Source organism: Streptomyces sp. NPDC037421 (genome assembly GCF_055602105.1).
The window spans coordinates 18896-33723 of record NZ_JBVJWV010000026.1 but is presented as its reverse complement, the minus strand read 5'-3'; the positions used below and the strand labels follow the sequence as shown (position 1 = coordinate 33723).

At 74.3% G+C, this 14828-nt stretch carries 17 protein-coding genes; 8 read left to right on the top strand and 9 right to left on the bottom strand.

Features of this window, described 5'->3' with window-relative positions; translation table 11 throughout:
- Positions 1 to 181 precede the first annotated feature (181 nt).
- On the top strand, positions 182 to 1480 hold the full coding sequence (locus tag ACZ7IF_RS29120) for a vanadium-dependent haloperoxidase (protein ID WP_470977302.1): 1299 nt from the start codon (positions 182 to 184) through the stop codon (positions 1478 to 1480).
- Here the strand turns inward: ACZ7IF_RS29120 and ACZ7IF_RS29115 are convergent.
- On the bottom strand, positions 1465 to 2094 hold the full coding sequence (locus tag ACZ7IF_RS29115; RefSeq protein ID WP_470977299.1) for a YigZ family protein: 630 nt from the start codon (positions 2092 to 2094) through the stop codon (positions 1465 to 1467). The genes ACZ7IF_RS29120 and ACZ7IF_RS29115 overlap by 16 nt on opposite strands.
- Before the next feature lie 103 nt (positions 2095 to 2197).
- Between ACZ7IF_RS29115 and ACZ7IF_RS29110 the strand changes: the two genes are divergently transcribed.
- Positions 2198 to 2602 carry a CoA-binding protein gene (locus ACZ7IF_RS29110; RefSeq protein ID WP_470977296.1) on the top strand — a complete coding sequence of 135 codons (405 nt, stop codon included), beginning with the start codon at positions 2198 to 2200 and terminating at the stop codon, positions 2600 to 2602.
- A gap of 5 nt (positions 2603 to 2607) precedes the next feature.
- On the opposite strand, the gene ACZ7IF_RS29105 is transcribed toward ACZ7IF_RS29110, so the two are convergent.
- Positions 2608 to 3207: a helix-turn-helix domain-containing protein gene (locus ACZ7IF_RS29105; RefSeq protein WP_470977493.1), complete on the bottom strand. Its 600-nt coding sequence runs from the start codon at positions 3205 to 3207 to the stop codon at positions 2608 to 2610.
- A gap of 109 nt (positions 3208 to 3316) precedes the next feature.
- On the opposite strand from ACZ7IF_RS29105, the gene ACZ7IF_RS29100 reads away from it, so the two are divergent.
- Positions 3317 to 4183 carry an EamA family transporter gene (locus tag ACZ7IF_RS29100; protein WP_470977294.1) on the top strand — a complete coding sequence of 289 codons (867 nt, stop codon included), beginning with the start codon at positions 3317 to 3319 and terminating at the stop codon, positions 4181 to 4183.
- Between the two features lie 28 nt (positions 4184 to 4211).
- Here the strand turns inward: ACZ7IF_RS29100 and ACZ7IF_RS29095 are convergent, their stop codons facing one another.
- Positions 4212 to 4958: an acyltransferase gene (locus tag ACZ7IF_RS29095; RefSeq protein WP_470977291.1), complete on the bottom strand. Its 747-nt coding sequence runs from the start codon at positions 4956 to 4958 to the stop codon at positions 4212 to 4214.
- Between the two features lie 131 nt (positions 4959 to 5089).
- Between ACZ7IF_RS29095 and ACZ7IF_RS29090 the strand changes: the two genes are divergently transcribed.
- The gene (locus ACZ7IF_RS29090) at positions 5090 to 5647 is read left to right on the top strand and encodes a gamma carbonic anhydrase family protein (protein WP_470977288.1); all 558 of its coding nucleotides are present in this window, start codon (positions 5090 to 5092) and stop codon (positions 5645 to 5647) included.
- A gap of 27 nt (positions 5648 to 5674) precedes the next feature.
- Here ACZ7IF_RS29090 and ACZ7IF_RS29085 read toward each other — a convergent pair whose 3' ends face one another.
- Both ACZ7IF_RS29085 and ACZ7IF_RS29080 read right to left on the bottom strand, forming a co-directional pair.
- Positions 5675 to 6343: a DedA family protein gene (locus ACZ7IF_RS29085; RefSeq protein ID WP_470977285.1), complete on the bottom strand. Its 669-nt coding sequence runs from the start codon at positions 6341 to 6343 to the stop codon at positions 5675 to 5677.
- A 253-nt stretch (positions 6344 to 6596) separates the two neighbouring features.
- On the bottom strand, positions 6597 to 7034 hold the full coding sequence (locus tag ACZ7IF_RS29080; protein WP_042800586.1) for a DUF4442 domain-containing protein: 438 nt from the start codon (positions 7032 to 7034) through the stop codon (positions 6597 to 6599).
- Positions 7035 to 7145: 111 nt separating this feature from the next.
- Here ACZ7IF_RS29080 and ACZ7IF_RS29075 point away from each other — a divergent pair, with 111 nt between their 5' ends.
- Together ACZ7IF_RS29075 and ACZ7IF_RS29070 are read left to right on the top strand one after the other, a co-directional pair.
- On the top strand, positions 7146 to 8189 hold the full coding sequence (locus ACZ7IF_RS29075) for a DUF8017 domain-containing protein (RefSeq protein ID WP_470977282.1): 1044 nt from the start codon (positions 7146 to 7148) through the stop codon (positions 8187 to 8189).
- A 103-nt stretch (positions 8190 to 8292) separates the two neighbouring features.
- Positions 8293 to 9594, top strand: a complete 1302-nt coding sequence (locus tag ACZ7IF_RS29070) for an MFS transporter (RefSeq protein ID WP_470977279.1) — start codon at positions 8293 to 8295, stop codon at positions 9592 to 9594.
- On the opposite strand, the gene ACZ7IF_RS29065 is transcribed toward ACZ7IF_RS29070, so the two are convergent.
- From ACZ7IF_RS29065 to ACZ7IF_RS29050, 4 genes are all read right to left on the bottom strand, one after another.
- The gene (locus tag ACZ7IF_RS29065; protein ID WP_470977490.1) at positions 9581 to 10372 is read right to left on the bottom strand and encodes a spermidine synthase; all 792 of its coding nucleotides are present in this window, start codon (positions 10370 to 10372) and stop codon (positions 9581 to 9583) included. The genes ACZ7IF_RS29070 and ACZ7IF_RS29065 overlap by 14 nt on opposite strands.
- 67 nt (positions 10373 to 10439) lie before the next feature.
- The gene (locus ACZ7IF_RS29060; RefSeq protein ID WP_470977276.1) at positions 10440 to 11282 is read right to left on the bottom strand and encodes a patatin-like phospholipase family protein; all 843 of its coding nucleotides are present in this window, start codon (positions 11280 to 11282) and stop codon (positions 10440 to 10442) included.
- A 102-nt stretch (positions 11283 to 11384) separates the two neighbouring features.
- Positions 11385 to 12569, bottom strand: a complete 1185-nt coding sequence (tuf, locus tag ACZ7IF_RS29055) for an elongation factor Tu (protein ID WP_470977273.1) — start codon at positions 12567 to 12569, stop codon at positions 11385 to 11387.
- A 90-nt stretch (positions 12570 to 12659) separates the two neighbouring features.
- Entirely contained in the window at positions 12660 to 12809 is a 150-nt protein-coding gene (locus ACZ7IF_RS29050) for a hypothetical protein (protein WP_470977270.1), read from the bottom strand.
- A 223-nt stretch (positions 12810 to 13032) separates the two neighbouring features.
- Between ACZ7IF_RS29050 and ACZ7IF_RS29045 the strand changes: the two genes are divergently transcribed.
- Both ACZ7IF_RS29045 and ACZ7IF_RS29040 read left to right on the top strand, forming a co-directional pair.
- Complete coding sequence (locus tag ACZ7IF_RS29045; RefSeq protein ID WP_470977267.1) at positions 13033 to 13749, top strand: TVP38/TMEM64 family protein; 717 nt, start codon at positions 13033 to 13035, stop codon at positions 13747 to 13749.
- A 48-nt stretch (positions 13750 to 13797) separates the two neighbouring features.
- Entirely contained in the window at positions 13798 to 14676 is an 879-nt protein-coding gene (locus tag ACZ7IF_RS29040) for an undecaprenyl-diphosphate phosphatase (protein WP_470977264.1), read from the top strand.
- The last annotated feature ends 152 nt before the right edge of the window (positions 14677 to 14828 follow it).

Sequence of the window (14828 nt, the reverse complement as noted above, 5' to 3'; positions counted from 1 at the left end):
CCATCCAGGCTAACCCGTACCCGGGCGCGCCCCGGCCGGACCGGGATTTCCGCCCGCTCCCCGGCGCGGACCGGGCCGTGTGTTGCGGGACCGTGGCGGCGGTGCGAAACCTCCGTGGCCGAACTCCGGTGGCGGCTTCGGGCACTTGTAGCGCCTGCGGCCCGCTGGTTGGCTTCGCGGCATGCCGCTCTCCGGACCCCCGCGCATCCGTCCCGCGCTGCTCGCCGCCGGCTCCGCCGCGCTGCTCGCGCTCACCGCCGCCGTGCCCTCGGCCGCTTCGCCGGCCGCTCCTTCGCCGTCCGCCGCGCCGCCCGGCGCCGGGTCGGTGGTGCTCGACTGGTACGACGCCACCGCGCGGACCGTCGCCGCAGCGGCCGCCCCGACCCAGATCACCAACAGCCGCACCTGGGCGATCGGCTGGATCGCCGCCGCCCGCGCCGCCCGCGAGGCCCCGGGCGGGCCCGGCCGGAGCCGGTTCCAGGACGCGGCCGTCGCCTCCGCCGTGCACGACGCGCTGGTCGCGCTCGCCCCGTCCCGCAGGGCCGACCTCGACGCGGCCCTCGCCGCCACCCTCGGCGGGATCCCGGACGGGCCCGCCGAGGACCGCGGCGTGGCCGCCGGCTCCCGGCAGGCCGCGGCGGTGCTCGCCGCCCGCGCCGGGGACGGCCTCGACCCGGCCTCGTCCAACGCCCCCTTCAGCGTGCCGGGCGCCGCTCCCGGCGTGTGGCAGCCCACCCCGGACGGCTACGCGCCGGCCGCGCAGTACGGCAACCGCCTCGCCCGGCCCTTCCTGCTGGAGCGCGCCGACCGGTTCCGGCCGGGGCCGCCGCCCGCGCTGGACTCCCGCCGCTACCGGTCCGACCTCGCGGAGGTCCGGGCGTACGGCGCGGCCGACAGCACGGTGCGCACGCCGCGGCAGACCGAGACGGCCACCTTCTGGTACGGGGGCTCGCTGACCCTGTTCACCGAGCCGCTGCGGGTGGCCGTGGTCCGCTCGCACGGCTCGGCCGCCGAGCGGGCCTCGCTGGTGGCGCTCTTCCACGCGGCTTCGGTCGACACGCAGATCGCGACCTCCGACGGCAAGTACACGTACGTCCGCTGGCGGCCGGTGACGGCGGTCCGGACCGGGGAGATCGACCCGGACCCGGCCTGGCGGCCCCTGCACCAGACCCCGGCCCACCCGGACTACCCCAGCGGCCACGCCACGTACGCCGGCGCGGCGCAGACCGTGCTGGACGCGCTCGTGGGGCCGGTGACGGCGCCCTTCGAGATCACCAGCCCGACGGCGCCGGGGGTGCGCCGCACGTACACCGCGTGGAGCGGGCTCACCCGGGACAACGTGGACGCCCGGGTCTGGTCCGGAATCCACACCCGTACCGCCGACGAGGCGGGCGTGCGGCTCGGCGAGGCGGTCGCCCGCCACACCCTGCGCAACGCCGACCGGCTGCTCGGCGGGCACGGGGCTCAGCCGTCGCCGTAGGCCTCGCCGCCGAGTTCGAAGCCGGCGGTCCCTGCGGTGACGTCGGCGAGCCAGGCCCGGAAGGCCTCGACGTCCGACTCGGGGAGGCCGATCTCGATGGAGACGGCCTCCCCGTAGCGCACGTCCAGCACGGCGCGGCCGGTGGAGCGCAGGTCGTTCTGGGTCTTGCCGGCCCGCTGGTGGTCGACGGTGACGGTGGCCAGCCGGTACCGGTGGCGGGTGACGGTCCCGAGGGCGTCGAGCGCCTCGCCGACGACGCCGCCGTAGGCCCGGATCAGCCCGCCGGCCCCGAGCTTCACGCCGCCGTAGTACCGGGTGACGACGGCGACCGCGTACCGGATGTCGCGCCGGGTCAGCATCTGCAGCATGGGCACTCCGGCGGTCCCGCCGGGCTCGCCGTCGTCGCTGGCCTTCTGGACGGAGGCGTCGGCGCCGATCACGTAGGCGTAGCAGTTGTGCGTGGCGGTGGGGTGCTCCTTGCGGATGCGCGCGATGAACTCCTGCGCCTCCCGTTCGGTCGCGGCGGGCGCGATCGAACACAGGAACCGCGAGCGGTTGATCTCCGCCTCGTGCATCCCCTCACGGGCCACGGTCACGTACTGGTCTGCCTTCACCGCTCCACCCTACGGGGAATCGGACGGGTGTCCGCGCCGTTGATCCTGCCGAACGATCCGGCGGAACGATCCCGTCGGACGACCCCGGCAGGAGGCGGCGCACGTGTACGGCGACCAGGCGACCATCCGCAAGATCCTCACCGAGCTCGGTGACACCTGGGCCGTGGTGGGCCTGTCCGGCAACGAGGACCGGGCCGCCTACGGGGTGGCGAAGGTGCTCCAGCGGTACGGCAAGCGCGTGGTGCCGGTGCATCCGAAGGCCGAGACGGTGCACGGCGAGCCGGGGTACCCGTCGCTGGAGGCGATCCCGTTCAAGGTCGACGTGGTGGACGTCTTCGTGAACAGCGCGCTGGCCGGCCAGGTCGCCGACGAGGCGGTGGCCGCCGGCGCGGAGGCCGTCTGGTTCCAGCTCGACGTGGTCGACGAGGCCGCCTTCACCCGGACCCGTGAGGCGGGGGTGGAGATGGTGATGGACCGCTGCCCGGCCATCGAGATCCCCGCCCTGTAGGCCCCCTAGGCCTGGCGGGTGCCGGCGCCGGTGCCCTGGACCGGGGGGATCGAGACCGCCATGGTCATCACCATCGGGACGGTGCCCTCGTTGCGGTAGGCGTGCGGGAGGTTCGCCTCGAAGGAGACGGCGCCGCCGGCCGGGACCACGTACCGGTCGTCGGCGAGGTCGAGGGTCAGTTCCCCTTCCGTCACGTGCAGCATCTCGAAGGTCCCGGCCGGGTGCGGGTCGGAGGCCGTGCCGTCTCCGGCCTCCAGGCGGTAGGTCCACATCTCCACGGGCCCGCGCCGGTCGTCGCCGAGCAGCATGCGGGCCTCGCTGCCCTCCCCGCTCGACCACATCCGCACCCCCTGCCCCGGCAGCACCACGCGGGCCTGCGGCCCCCGGTCGTGGTCCAGGAGGGTGGTGATGCTGACCCCGAGGGCGTCGGCCAGTTTGACCGTGGTGCCCACGCTGGGATTCGTACGGGCCTGCTCGATCTGGATGATCATGCCGCGGCTGACCCCCGCGCGGGCGGCCAGCACGTCCAGCGTGAAGCCGCGTTCGCCGCGCCACCGCTTGAGGTTGCGGGCGAGCGCCTGGGTGAGCTGTTCGAGGTCCGACACCATTCCGTCCAATATTTTGGATGACACAGTCCAACAGACTGAACTAATCTGCGGTGTATTCGATGCTGCACTCCACCGTTCACCGCACTGTACTGCGAGGCCCCCCGCCATGACCGCCTTCTTCGCCCTGGCCACAGCCGTCCTGTGGGGCCTCGCAGACTTCGGCGGGGGGCTGCTGACCCGGCGGATACCGGCGCTCACGGTGCTGGTGGTCTCGCAGCTCACCGCGGTCGTCGTGCTCGGCGCGGTCGTGCTCGGCACCGGGGCCTGGAGCGAGGCGGGCCCACAGCTGTGGTTCGCGGTGGCCGCGGGCCTGGTCGGACCGGCCGCGATGCTCGCCTTCTACAAGGCCCTGGCCCTGGGGCCGATGGGCGTGGTCTCCCCGCTCGGCTCCCTCGGCGTGGTCGTGCCGGTCGGGGTGGGGCTGGCCGTGGGCGAGCGGCCGGGCCCGGGCCAGTTCGCGGGCATCGCGGTGGCCGTCGTCGGCATCATCCTGGCCGGCGGCCCCGAGCTGCGCGGCGCACCCGTACAGCGGCGGGCGGTGGTGCTGACCCTCGTCGCGGCCTTCGGCTTCGGCGCGGTCATGGCCCTGATCTCCGAGGCCTCCACCACCCTGACCGGGCTGTTCCTCGCCCTGTTCGTCCAGCGGGTCACGAACGTCGCCGTCGGCGGCGTCGCCCTGCTCGCGCAGACCCGGCGCGGCGTCCCCGCGCTGCCGGAGGGCACCGGCCCGCGCGTGCTGTGGAACATGCTGCCCGCCCTGGCGTTCGTGGGCCTCGCCGACGTCGCGGCCAACGGCACCTACTCCCTCGCCGCCCAGAACGGGCCCGTCACCGTGGCCGCCGTGATCTCCTCGCTCTACCCGGTGGTGACCGCGTTCGCCGCCTTCGTCGTGCTCAAGGAGCGGCTGCGCAGCGTCCAGGCGGCCGGCGCGGGCCTGGCCCTGGCGGGCACGGTCCTGCTCGCCGCCGGCTGAGACCGCCGCGGGCCGAGACCTCCCTGGCTCAGGACTGCTCGGCCTCCGCCAGCAGGGCCAGCCCGCGCAGCTGCTCGGGCGTCATCCCGTCGGGGATCGGCACCGGCGCGGGAGTGCGCAGCGGCGGCTGCCAGCCGGTCTCCGGCTCCCAGCGCCGCACGATCCTGGCCGGGGCCCCGGCCACCACGGCGTGGTCGGGCACCTCACCCCGTACGACGGCCCCCGCGGCCACGACGACGTTGCGCCCCAGCTTCGCGCCGGGCAGGACCACCGCCCCCGTGCCCAGCCAGCAGCCCGGCCCGATCTCCACCGGGGCACTGCGGGGCCACTGCCATCCGACGGGCTCGTGCGGGTCGTCGTAGCTGTGGTTGGTGGAGGTGATGTACACACCCGGCCCGCAGAAGGTGTCGTTGCCGATGGTGATCCGGGCGTCGGCGATGACGTGGCTGCCGCGGCCGAGGACCACCCCGTTGCCCAGCACCAGCACCGGGTCCGCGCCGAGGTCGAGGTCCGGCATCATCCCGGCCGTCAGCGTGACCTGCTCGGCGATGATGCAGTGCCCGCCGAGCCGGATCCAGCGCTCGCCGAAGACGGTGCCCTGGGGGAAGGCGAGCCGGGTGCCCTCGCCGATCGCGCCGAAGCGCAGCCGGCCCGGGTGCTCCGCGGTGACCGCCCCGGCCTGCTGCATCCAGCGCCAGCCGGCGTGCACCGCGCGGCTGGCGATCCGGCGGCGCAGGGCCGCCAAGGATGAGAACGTGTTCTGGTTCTTCGGCACCCGGCCACGGTAGTGCGCCCCGCGCCGGAGGTCGGGACCCGGCTCCTGTGATCTTCACCCCATCGCGGGGCGGCGGCGTTGCGTGCCCTACGGTGCAGTTGGCGCGGCATCCGGAAGCAGAGGAAGTGACCATGACGTATCAGCCGAACCAGGCGCACCGGGGGGCTCTCATCGCGGGCGTCGGCGACCGGAAGCCGTCGGTGGACCCGACGGCCTTCACCGCCCCGACCTCCGTCGTCGTCGGCGACGTCACGCTCGGCGCCGGCGCGAGCATCTGGTACTCGGCGGTGCTGCGCGGCGACTGCGGTCCGATCACGCTGGGCGCGGACAGCAACGTGCAGGACAACTGCACGGTCCACGTGGACCCCGGCTTCCCCGTGTCCATCGGCGAGCGCGTCTCCATCGGGCACAACGCGGTCGTGCACGGCTGCACGGTGGAGGACGACTGCCTGATCGGGATGGGCGCGACCGTGCTGAACGGCGCCGTGATCGGCGCGGGTTCGCTGGTGGCCGCGCAGGCCCTGGTGCCGCAGGGCATGGTGGTCCCGCCCGGCTCCCTGGTCGCGGGCGTCCCGGCGAAGGTGCGGCGGGAGCTCACCGAGGAGGAGCGCGAGGGGATCAGGGTGAACGCCGCGATGTACACGGAGCTGGCGGAGCAGCACCGCGCCTCGGTGGCCCCCGACGCCTGACCGCCCGGCCGGCCGGGGGCCTCGGCGTCAGTCCGTGGCCCCCGCCGGGGCGGTGGCCGGCTCCGGCGACGGCGCCGCCGCACGGGCCTCGGCGGCCGCCTTCTTCATCCGGCTGCGCAGGACCAGGGTCACGGTGAGCCCGATCAGTACGGCCACGACCAGGGCCAGCCAGGAGAACCGCTTCAGCCAGGGCTCGGCGACGATGCCGACGGAGTAGATGACGGCGGTGGTGCCGCCGGCCCAGAGGATGCCGCCGAGGACGTTGGCGACGAGGAAGCGCCAGTACGGCATCTGCAGTACGCCGGCCAGCGGGCCGGCGAAGATGCGCAGCAGGGCGACGAAGCGCCCGAAGAAGACGGCCCACATGCCCCAGCGGTCGAAGGAGCGCTCGGCCATGGCCACCTGGTCGGGCCCGAAGTGCTTGGGGAAGCGCCTGCCGAGTTTCTCCAGCAGCGGCTTGCCGCCGCGGCGGCCGATGGCGTACCCGATGGAGTCGCCGATGATGGCGCCCGCGATCGCGCACAGGCCGAGGACCACCGGGTCGATCTGCCCGTGCTGCGAGGCCAGCAGGGCCGAGCTGACGAGGATGATCTCGCCCGGGAGCGGGATGCCCAGGCTCTCCAGTCCGATGACCAGTCCCACCAGGAGGTAGACACTGATCGCCGGGATTTCCTCCAGCCATTCCTGGATGTGCACCGGTATGTCCTCCCTCGTCGCCTCCGGCGCGCCCCCGAGACACGCCGAACGGGCAGCCTATCCGCTCCCCGCCACGCCCTTCGTCCACTGCGGGCGCTGCCGGGACGAACGACCGGCGAACACCTCAGGTTCCGGCGACGCCCCGGTACCCGCCCCGGGCAGCACGGCGGGAGCGGCCCGCGCCGGACCGCTCCCGCCCCTACTGTGCCGCTCCCGCGGCCCGTTCGCGGCGTGACGCGCCGCGCGAGGTGTCCTACGCGTTCGGTCGCAGCGTCCAGACCACGGTCATCTCGCCGGTGACGGCCTCGTCCTCGCGCTGGATGGCGATGGTGACGGGGAACTCGGGGCGGCCGCCCGCGTCGAGTTCGGCCACGACGTCGGCGGCCGGGCGGCCGAGGGTGGCGGTGGCGGTGACGACGCCCTTGGCGAGCTTCTTGTAGCCGATCTCGGCCTTGACGGCCAGCGGCACGGCGCGCGAGAGCTGGTCACCGAAGGCGGCCAGGACGATGGCGCCGCTCGCGGACTCGGCCAGGGTGAACATGGCGCCGGCGTGCGGGCCGCCGACGTGGTTGTGGAAGTCGGGCTGGTCCGGCAGCCGGACGACGGCGCGCTCGGGGGTGGTCTCCAGGAACTCCAGGTTCAGGGTGCGGGCCATCGGCACCGTCTGGGCGAGCAGTTCGCCCACGTTCATCTGTTCTGCGCTCATGGCAGGCGATGTTACCCACGAGTAGATGCTGTTGGCCAGAGTCGAACGGGGGGCGGGCGTGGCTCCTGTCGGCCGCTCCCACTATGGTTACCGGCCATGTGGCCAGGACAGCAGCAGCCGCCCGGGGGCGAGCAGAACCCCCAGGACGCGCATCAGAACCCGTACCAGCAGCAGCCGGGACAGCCGAACCCGTACCAGCAGCAGCCCCAGCCGGGATTCGGTGAGCAGCAGCCCGGCTACGGATACCCGCAGGCGGGCTACCAGACCCCGCCCCCGGTCCAGCCGTGGGGCAACGCCGCCCAGCAGCAGCCCCCGGCGCAGCCGTCCGGCGGGAGCCCCTTCTCCACGCGGACCGTGGCCATCGTCGCGGCCTCCGCGGTCGTGGTGACGGCGGCCGCCACCGCCGCCTTCGTGCTGACCCGGGACGACAAGGGCTCCAACGAGGCCGACAACAAGCCGGCCGCCTCCACCGCCGCCTCCGCACCCGTCGCCCCGGTCGCGCCCGCGGCCCCGAGCGGTGCCAACCCGCGCGCGGGCGGCGACGTCAAGCCGGTGATCCCGGGCTGGAAGGTGGTCATCAACCCGAAGCACGGCACCGCCTTCGACGTCCCGCCGGAGTGGAACGTCCTGGGCTCCGGCATGATCGCCGGCTTCGAGGACGCGGAGAAGAAGGACGGTTCCCCGCTCGTCACGTTCTCCGCACCCGCCTACCTCAAGGAGGACTGGTGCAAGGTGGACTCCAACAAGGACGGACGCGAGGAGAGCACCTCCCTGGCCGGCACCGGCACCAAGGGCGGCCAGGGCGCCAAGGACACCGCCCAGGCGGCGCACAGCGAGGCGGGCACGTGGGTGTTCGCCGCGTACTCGCAGAAGCTGCCCAAGGAGATGGTCAAGTTCACCGAGACCAAGGAGTACACCACCCTTTCCGGCCTCAAGGGGCACGTGGCGACGGCGACCGTGAGCGGCGTCCCGAAGGAGAACAAGTGCTCCTCGGACGGCAAGAGCATCGCCTTCAGCTTCAAGAACTCCAAGGGTGACTTCGCCAGCTGGGTCCTCTACGGCGCCGCCGGCGTCCCCGGCGAGGTCGACCAGGCCACCTACGAGAAGATCCTCAGCTCGGTCCGCCTCAGCGGCGGCTGATCCCGGCCCTCCGGGGCCGCCGACCCCGCACGATCCCCGGGCCGACCATCCGTTTTCCGTTATTTCGTTTGGATTCTCGGCCCGGGGCAGGGATAGTCCCGGGGTGAGCCCCCGCACCGTCCTCCGGACCCCCCGCCGCCGGCCCGCCTGGGCCGGACGCAACTACAGCCTCCTGACGGGCGCCGCGGTCGTCACCAACCTGGGCAGCCACGGGGCGCTCATCGCCGCCTCCTTCGCCGTGCTCGAAGCGGGCGGCAGCGGCGCCGACGTCGGCCTCGTAGCCGCCGCCCGCACCCTGCCCCTCGTCCTCTTCCTGCTCGTCGGCGGGGCGCTCGCCGACCGGCTGCCGCGGCACCGCGTGATGGTCGCGGCCAACGCCCTCAACTGCGTCTCGCAGGCGGCCTTCGCCGTGCTCGTACTGGCCGGCGACCCGAAGCTGTGGCAGATGATGCTGCTGACCGCGCTCTGCGGCACCGGCACCGCCTTCTTCAACCCGGCCGCCGAGGGCATGCTCCTGTCCAGCGTCTCCGGCGAGCACGCCAACCGGGCCTTCGCGCTCTTCCGCATGGCCATGAACGGCGCCGGCATCGGCGGCGCGGCCCTCGGCGGCGCGCTGATCGCCGCGATCGGCCCCGGCTGGGTGCTGGCCGTGGACGCGGCGGCCTTCGCGGTCGCGGGCGCCCTGCGCGCCTTCCTCGACGTCGGCCCCACCGCCGAGCGGGCCCCCGGCGGGGGCCTGCTGGCCGACCTGCGCGAGGGCTGGGTGGAGTTCCGGACCCGGCCCTGGCTGTGGAGCATCGTGCTCCAGTTCTCCGTGGTCGTCGCCGTCGTGGGGGCGGCGGAGGCGGTGTACGGGCCGCTCGTCGCCCGCGATCAGCTGGGCGGTCCGGCGCCGTGGGGCGTGGCCCTGGCCTTCTTCGGCGCGGGCACCATCGCCGGAGCGGTCCTGATGATGGTGTGGAAGCCGCGCCGGCTGCTCCTGGTCGGCACCCTGTGCGTGTTCCCGCTGGCACTGCCGTCGGCGGGGCTGGCGGTGCCGCTCCCCGTCTGGGGGCTGTGCGCCGTGATGTTCTTCAGCGGCGCCGCGATCGAGGTGTTCGGCGTGAACTGGATGACGACGATGCACCAGGAGATCCCCGAGGAGAAGTTCTCCCGGGTCTCCGCCTACGACTGGTTCGGCTCGGTGTCCATGCTCCCGCTCGCCACCGCCCTCGCCGGCCCGGCCGAGACCGCCTTCGGCCGCACCCAGGCCCTGTGGGGCTGCGCGGGGCTGGTGGTCGCCGCCACCGCCCTGGTCCTGTTCGTCCCGGAGGTACGCCGGATCACCCGGAAGCCCCCGCCCCTGAAGGGCTCCGCCCCCGCCCCGGTGGAGGCCGCCGGGGCCGCCGGGCTCACCCCAGGCTGAAGGCCCCCTCCGGCGGGGCCGGCGAGGAGACCGCGTCCGCGTCGGCGACCGGACGCGCCCCGCGCATGAACCGGGCGAGCCCCTCCCCCGACTCCACCCGGGCGGGGAAGGCGTCGGCGGCGCACCGCCGGGCCAGCGCGGCCAGCGGCAGCGGGGCGTCCGAGGCCAGCAGCACCGCGTTGCCGAAGCGCCGTCCGCGCAGCACCCCCGGCTCGGCGATGAGCGCGAGCTCCGCGAACGCGGCCGCGAAGTTGGCCAGCTGGGCCTTGAGGAAGCCGAACGGCGCCCCGTCGGCCAGGTTCGCCGCGTACAGCCCGCCGGGCCTCAGCACCCGCGCCGCATGCCGCGCGTACTCCACCGAGGTCAGCTGGGCCGGCACGCGCGAGCCCCCGAACACGTCGGCGACCAGCACGTCCGCGCTCGCCGCCGGGGCGGCCTCCAGCCAGGCCCGCGCGTCGGCGGCGTGCACCGTCACCCGGGCCCCGGCGGCCAGCGGCAGGTGCCGCTCCACCAGCTCCACGAGGGCCGCGTCGAACTCGACCACGTCCTGCCGGGACCCCGGGCGGACGGCCGCGGCGTAGCGGGGCAGGGTGAGCGCGCCGCCGCCCAGGTGCAGCAGGTCCAGGGCGGACCCCGGCTCCGCCGCGCAGTCCAGTACGTGCGCGAGGCGGCGTACGTACTCGAACTCCAGGTGCCCGGGCTCGTCGAGGTCCACGTAGGACTGGGGCGCCCCGTCCACGGTGAGCAGCCAGGCCCGCTCCCGGTCCACGTCCGGCATCAGCTTGGCGGTGCCCTGGCCCACTTCCCGGATCACCGGGATCTGTTCGTCGCTCACCCCACCATTGTCAGGCCGCCCAGACGGCCGCCGCGTCGGCCGCGTGCTCCGCGGCCTGCGCGAGCCCGGCCCGGGCGGCGGGGTCGCGCCGCGCGGGGTCCAGGACGTTGCGCCCGAAGGCCTTGCGCGCCTGCGGGGACGGGGTGATCAGCAGCACCCGGGCGCCGGCCGCCCGCAGCCGGGCCGCCTGGGAGGCGGGTGAGGGGACCAGGGCTGATCCGAGCGCGATCGGCGCGAGGATCACCACGCGCGCGTATCCGGCCGCGAGGTCGGCGTTGGTCGCCGAGCGGACCCCGCCGTCGATGAAGCGGCGCCCGCCGACCGTCACCGGCGGCCAGACGCCCGGAACGGCGCAGCTCGCGGCGACGGCGTCGACGAGCCCGGCCCCGCTCGCCCGGTCGAAGTCGGCCGGGGCCCCGCTGAGCGCGTCGACGGCGGTGACGACGAGCCGGCGATCGGGCCACTCGTGCGACACGAGCCGCGCCGCCAGCACCTCGCGCCGCGCCGCTTCCGCGCCGGTCTCCGCGGCCAGGGCGAAGGCGCCGACGCGGCGGCGGTACGCGGCGGCGTCCCGGGATCGCACCATCGCGAGGGCGTAGCGGGCGAAGACCCCGGCGCCGAGCCGGGCCGCGCGCTCCCCGGTCGCGTCGCCGAGCTGGCGCTCGTACAGCTCGCGGGCGGTGAGGCCCGAGGTGAGCTGGGCGCCGACCACGGAGCCGGCCGAGGTGCCGACGACCAGGTCGGCGGTGGCGAGGTCGACCCCCGCCCGGGAGAGCCCGTACAGGATCCCGGACTCCCAGCCGACGCCGGTCAGGCCTCCGCCGCCGAGCACCAGTGCCGTTTCGCCGCCCATGTCGGCCCCCTCTTCCCTCGCGTCCGCGCACGCCGGTGGTGGTGGTGACGGCAGTCTGGCGCAACCGGACCGCCGTCACCACGGCGGGGTACCGCCCGGGGCTCAGCCGAGCACGGCGGTCACCGTGCCCGCGCCGACCGTGCGGCCGCCCTCGCGGACGGCGAAGCCGAGCCCCGCCTCCAGGGGGACGTCGCGGCCCAGCTCGACGGTCATGGTGACCGTCTCCCCGGGCCGCGCCACGCCGGCCTCGCCCAGGTCCACGTCCCCGACCACGTCGGCGGTGCGGATGTAGAACTGCGGCCGGTACCCGGAGGAGAAGGCGGTCCTGCGCCCGCCCTCCCGCGCGGACAGCACGTACACCCGCGCGGTGAACCGCCGGCTCGGCCGCACGCTCCCGGGGGCGGCCACCACGTCCCCGCGGCGCACCATTTCCCGGTGCACCCCGCGCAGCAGCAGGGCGACGTTGTCCCCGGCCTCGGCGGACTCCATCGGCTTGCCGAAGGTCTCCAGCCCGGTGACGACCACGTGCTCCAACGGCTCGTCCTCGCCTCCGAGCACGCTCACCCGGTCGCCGAACCGGATGGTGCCGCGCTCGACGGCGCCGGTCACGACGGTGCCCCGGCCCGTGATGGTCAGGACGTTCTCGACCGGCATCAGGAACGGCGCGTCCGTGTACCGCACCGGCATCGGCACGTACGTGTCCACCGCGTCGAGCAGCGCCTCGATCGCCCCGGTCCACTGCGGGTCGCCCTCCAGCGCACCGAGCCCGGAGACCCGTACGACCGGAGCGGAGTCCCCGCCGTAGCCGTGCGCGGAGAGCAGGTCGCGGACCTCCAGCTCGACCAGGTCGGTCAGCTCGGGGTCGCCGGCGTCGGCCTTGTTGAGGGCCACCACGATGTGGTCCACCCCGACCTGCCGGGCGAGCAGGACGTGCTCGGCGGTCTGGGGCATGACCCCGTCGAGGGCGGACACGACGAGGATCGCCCCGTCGAGCTGGGCCGCGCCCGTGACCATGTTCTTGATGTAGTCGGCGTGGCCGGGCATGTCGACGTGGGCGTAGTGCCTGGTGTCGGTCTCGTACTCGACGTGCGTGAGGTTGATGGTGATGCCGCGGCGGGCCTCCTCGGGGGCCCGGTCGATGCGGTCGAACGGCACGAAGGAGGCGCCGCCGCGCTCGGCGAGGACCTTGGTGATGGCGGCGGTGAGGGTGGTCTTGCCGTGGTCGACGTGACCCATGGTGCCGATGTTGAGGTGCGGCTTGGTGCGGGTGAAGGCCGTCTTGGCCATGATCTCTTCCCGTGGGCTCGAAGCTGGACCGGGACCCCTGGATTCAGCCGACCCTCCCCCTGCGGGGTCCGCCGGACGATCCGGGAAGGGTCAGCTTCGTGCGCCGTCGAACGCGGCGAAGGCGAATGCCTCGAACGCCTCGGAGGCGGTGGGTGCCTCGGTTGCGGCGGAGAGGAGAGCGGCAGCCTTCGGCGCGTCCGCGACTGCGGACGGCGCTGCGGGGAAGGCGTACCGGGACATGCACCGGATCCTGCCGGAGGGACCGGGCCGCGTCGAACGAATTAATGTCCCCGCGGGCCGGAACGGCGTCCGGGGCGGGCGGGGGCGTGGCCGGGAGGGAGCCCGGACGTGGCCGGGAGGGAGCCCGGACGTGGCCGGGACGGACCCCGGACGTGGCCGGGACGGTGCCCGGATGAGGTCTGGATTACGGCGGGGCGCCATATGTGTCGGTTAGTCTCCCCGGATGTCCCTCCTCCTCGCGCCGATGGCCCGGCTGTCGCTGCTCGTCGTGCTGCTGGTCGCGGCCGGGGTCTGCGTACTGCTCTACGAGCCCCAGCGGCTGCTGTCGCAGGGCTGGCCGCCGGGACTGCCGGTGGGTACGGGGGTGCTGCTGTTCGCGGGTGCGTACGGCGTGTGCACGGCCGCGTTCGTACCCCGGCCGCTGCTCAACCTCGCCGCCGGGGCGGTCTTCGGATCCCAGTTCGGGCTGGTGGCGGCCGTCGGCGGCACCGTGGTCGGGGCGGGACTCGCCTTCGGGCTGGGCCGGGCCATGGGGCAGGAGGCGTTGCGTCCGTATCTGCGCGGGCGCTGGCTGGAGGCTGCCGACAGCCAGCTGAGCCGGCACGGCTTCCGCTCGATGCTGGCGGTCCGGATCTTCCCCGGCGTGCCCTTCGCCGCGGCCAACTACCTCGCCGCCGTCTCCCGCTGCGGCTGGCTCCCCTTCCTCCTCGCGACGGCGCTCGGGACGGTGCCCAACACCGCCGCGTACGTGATCGCCGGGGCCAGCGCCTCCTCCCCCGGATCGCCCGCGTTCCTGGTCTCGTTCGGCTTCATCGCCGTCTCCGGGGCGGTCGCGGCGGCGGTCGCCTGGCGCAAGCGGCACCGGCTGGCACCCGCCGCCGCGGCCGAGTCCGCCCCCGGGCACCCCCCAGTGGTCACGGCGGCTCCCCACGGGCCCTAGCATCGGACCCGAACTGCCCGACGATCACAAGGACGAGCGCACCCCGACATGAGCTGGTTCGAATCCCTAATCCTCGGTCTCGTCCAGGGGCTTACGGAGTTCCTCCCGATCTCCTCCAGCGCCCACCTGCGGCTGACCGCGGCTTTCGCGGGCTGGCACGATCCGGGTGCGGCCTTCACGGCCATCACCCAGATCGGCACCGAGGCCGCCGTGCTGATCTACTTCCGCAAGGACATCGGGCGGATCATCTCCACCTGGTTCCGCTCCTTGTTCACCAAGGCGCTGCGCTCAGAGCAGGACGCCAAGATGGGCTGGCTGGTCATCGTCGGCTCGATCCCGATCGGTGTCCTCGGCGTCCTGTTCAAGGACCAGATCACCGGCCCGGCCCGTGACCTGCGGCTGACGGCCACCACCCTCATCGTGATGGGCCTGGTCCTCGGCTTCGCCGACTGGCTGGCCTCGCGCGACGAGGAGGGCGGCCGGCACCGCGTGGTCAAGCAGCGCAAGACGCTCCGGGAACTGGGCGTCAAGGACGGCCTGGTCTTCGGTCTGTGCCAGGCGATGGCGCTGATCCCGGGTGTCTCCCGGTCCGGTGCGACGATCTCCGGCGGCCTGCTGCTCGGCTTCACCCGCGAGGCGGCGGCCCGCTACTCCTTCCTCCTGGCCATCCCCGCGGTGCTGGCCTCCGGCGCGTTCGAGATCAAGGACGTGGTCGAGAACCCCGGACACATCTCCTGGGGGCCGACGGTCTTCGCCACGGTGCTCGCCTTCTTCGTCGGCTACGCGGTCATCGCGTGGTTCATGAAGTTCATCTCCACCAAGAGCTTCATGCCCTTCGTGATCTACCGCATCGTGCTCGGCATCGCGCTGTTCGTGCTCATCGGCATGGGCGTGCTCAGCCCGCACGCGGGCGAGTCGGGTTCCTAGCCCCGTCCGGCCCATGGCCTGAACTCGACGCGGGGGGGGGGGGGGGGGGGGGGGGGGGGGGGGGGGGGGGGGGGGTGTTGGGGGGGGGGGGGGGGGGGGGGGGGGGGGGGGGGGGGGGGGGGGGGGGGGGGGGGGGGGGGGGGGGGAGCGTA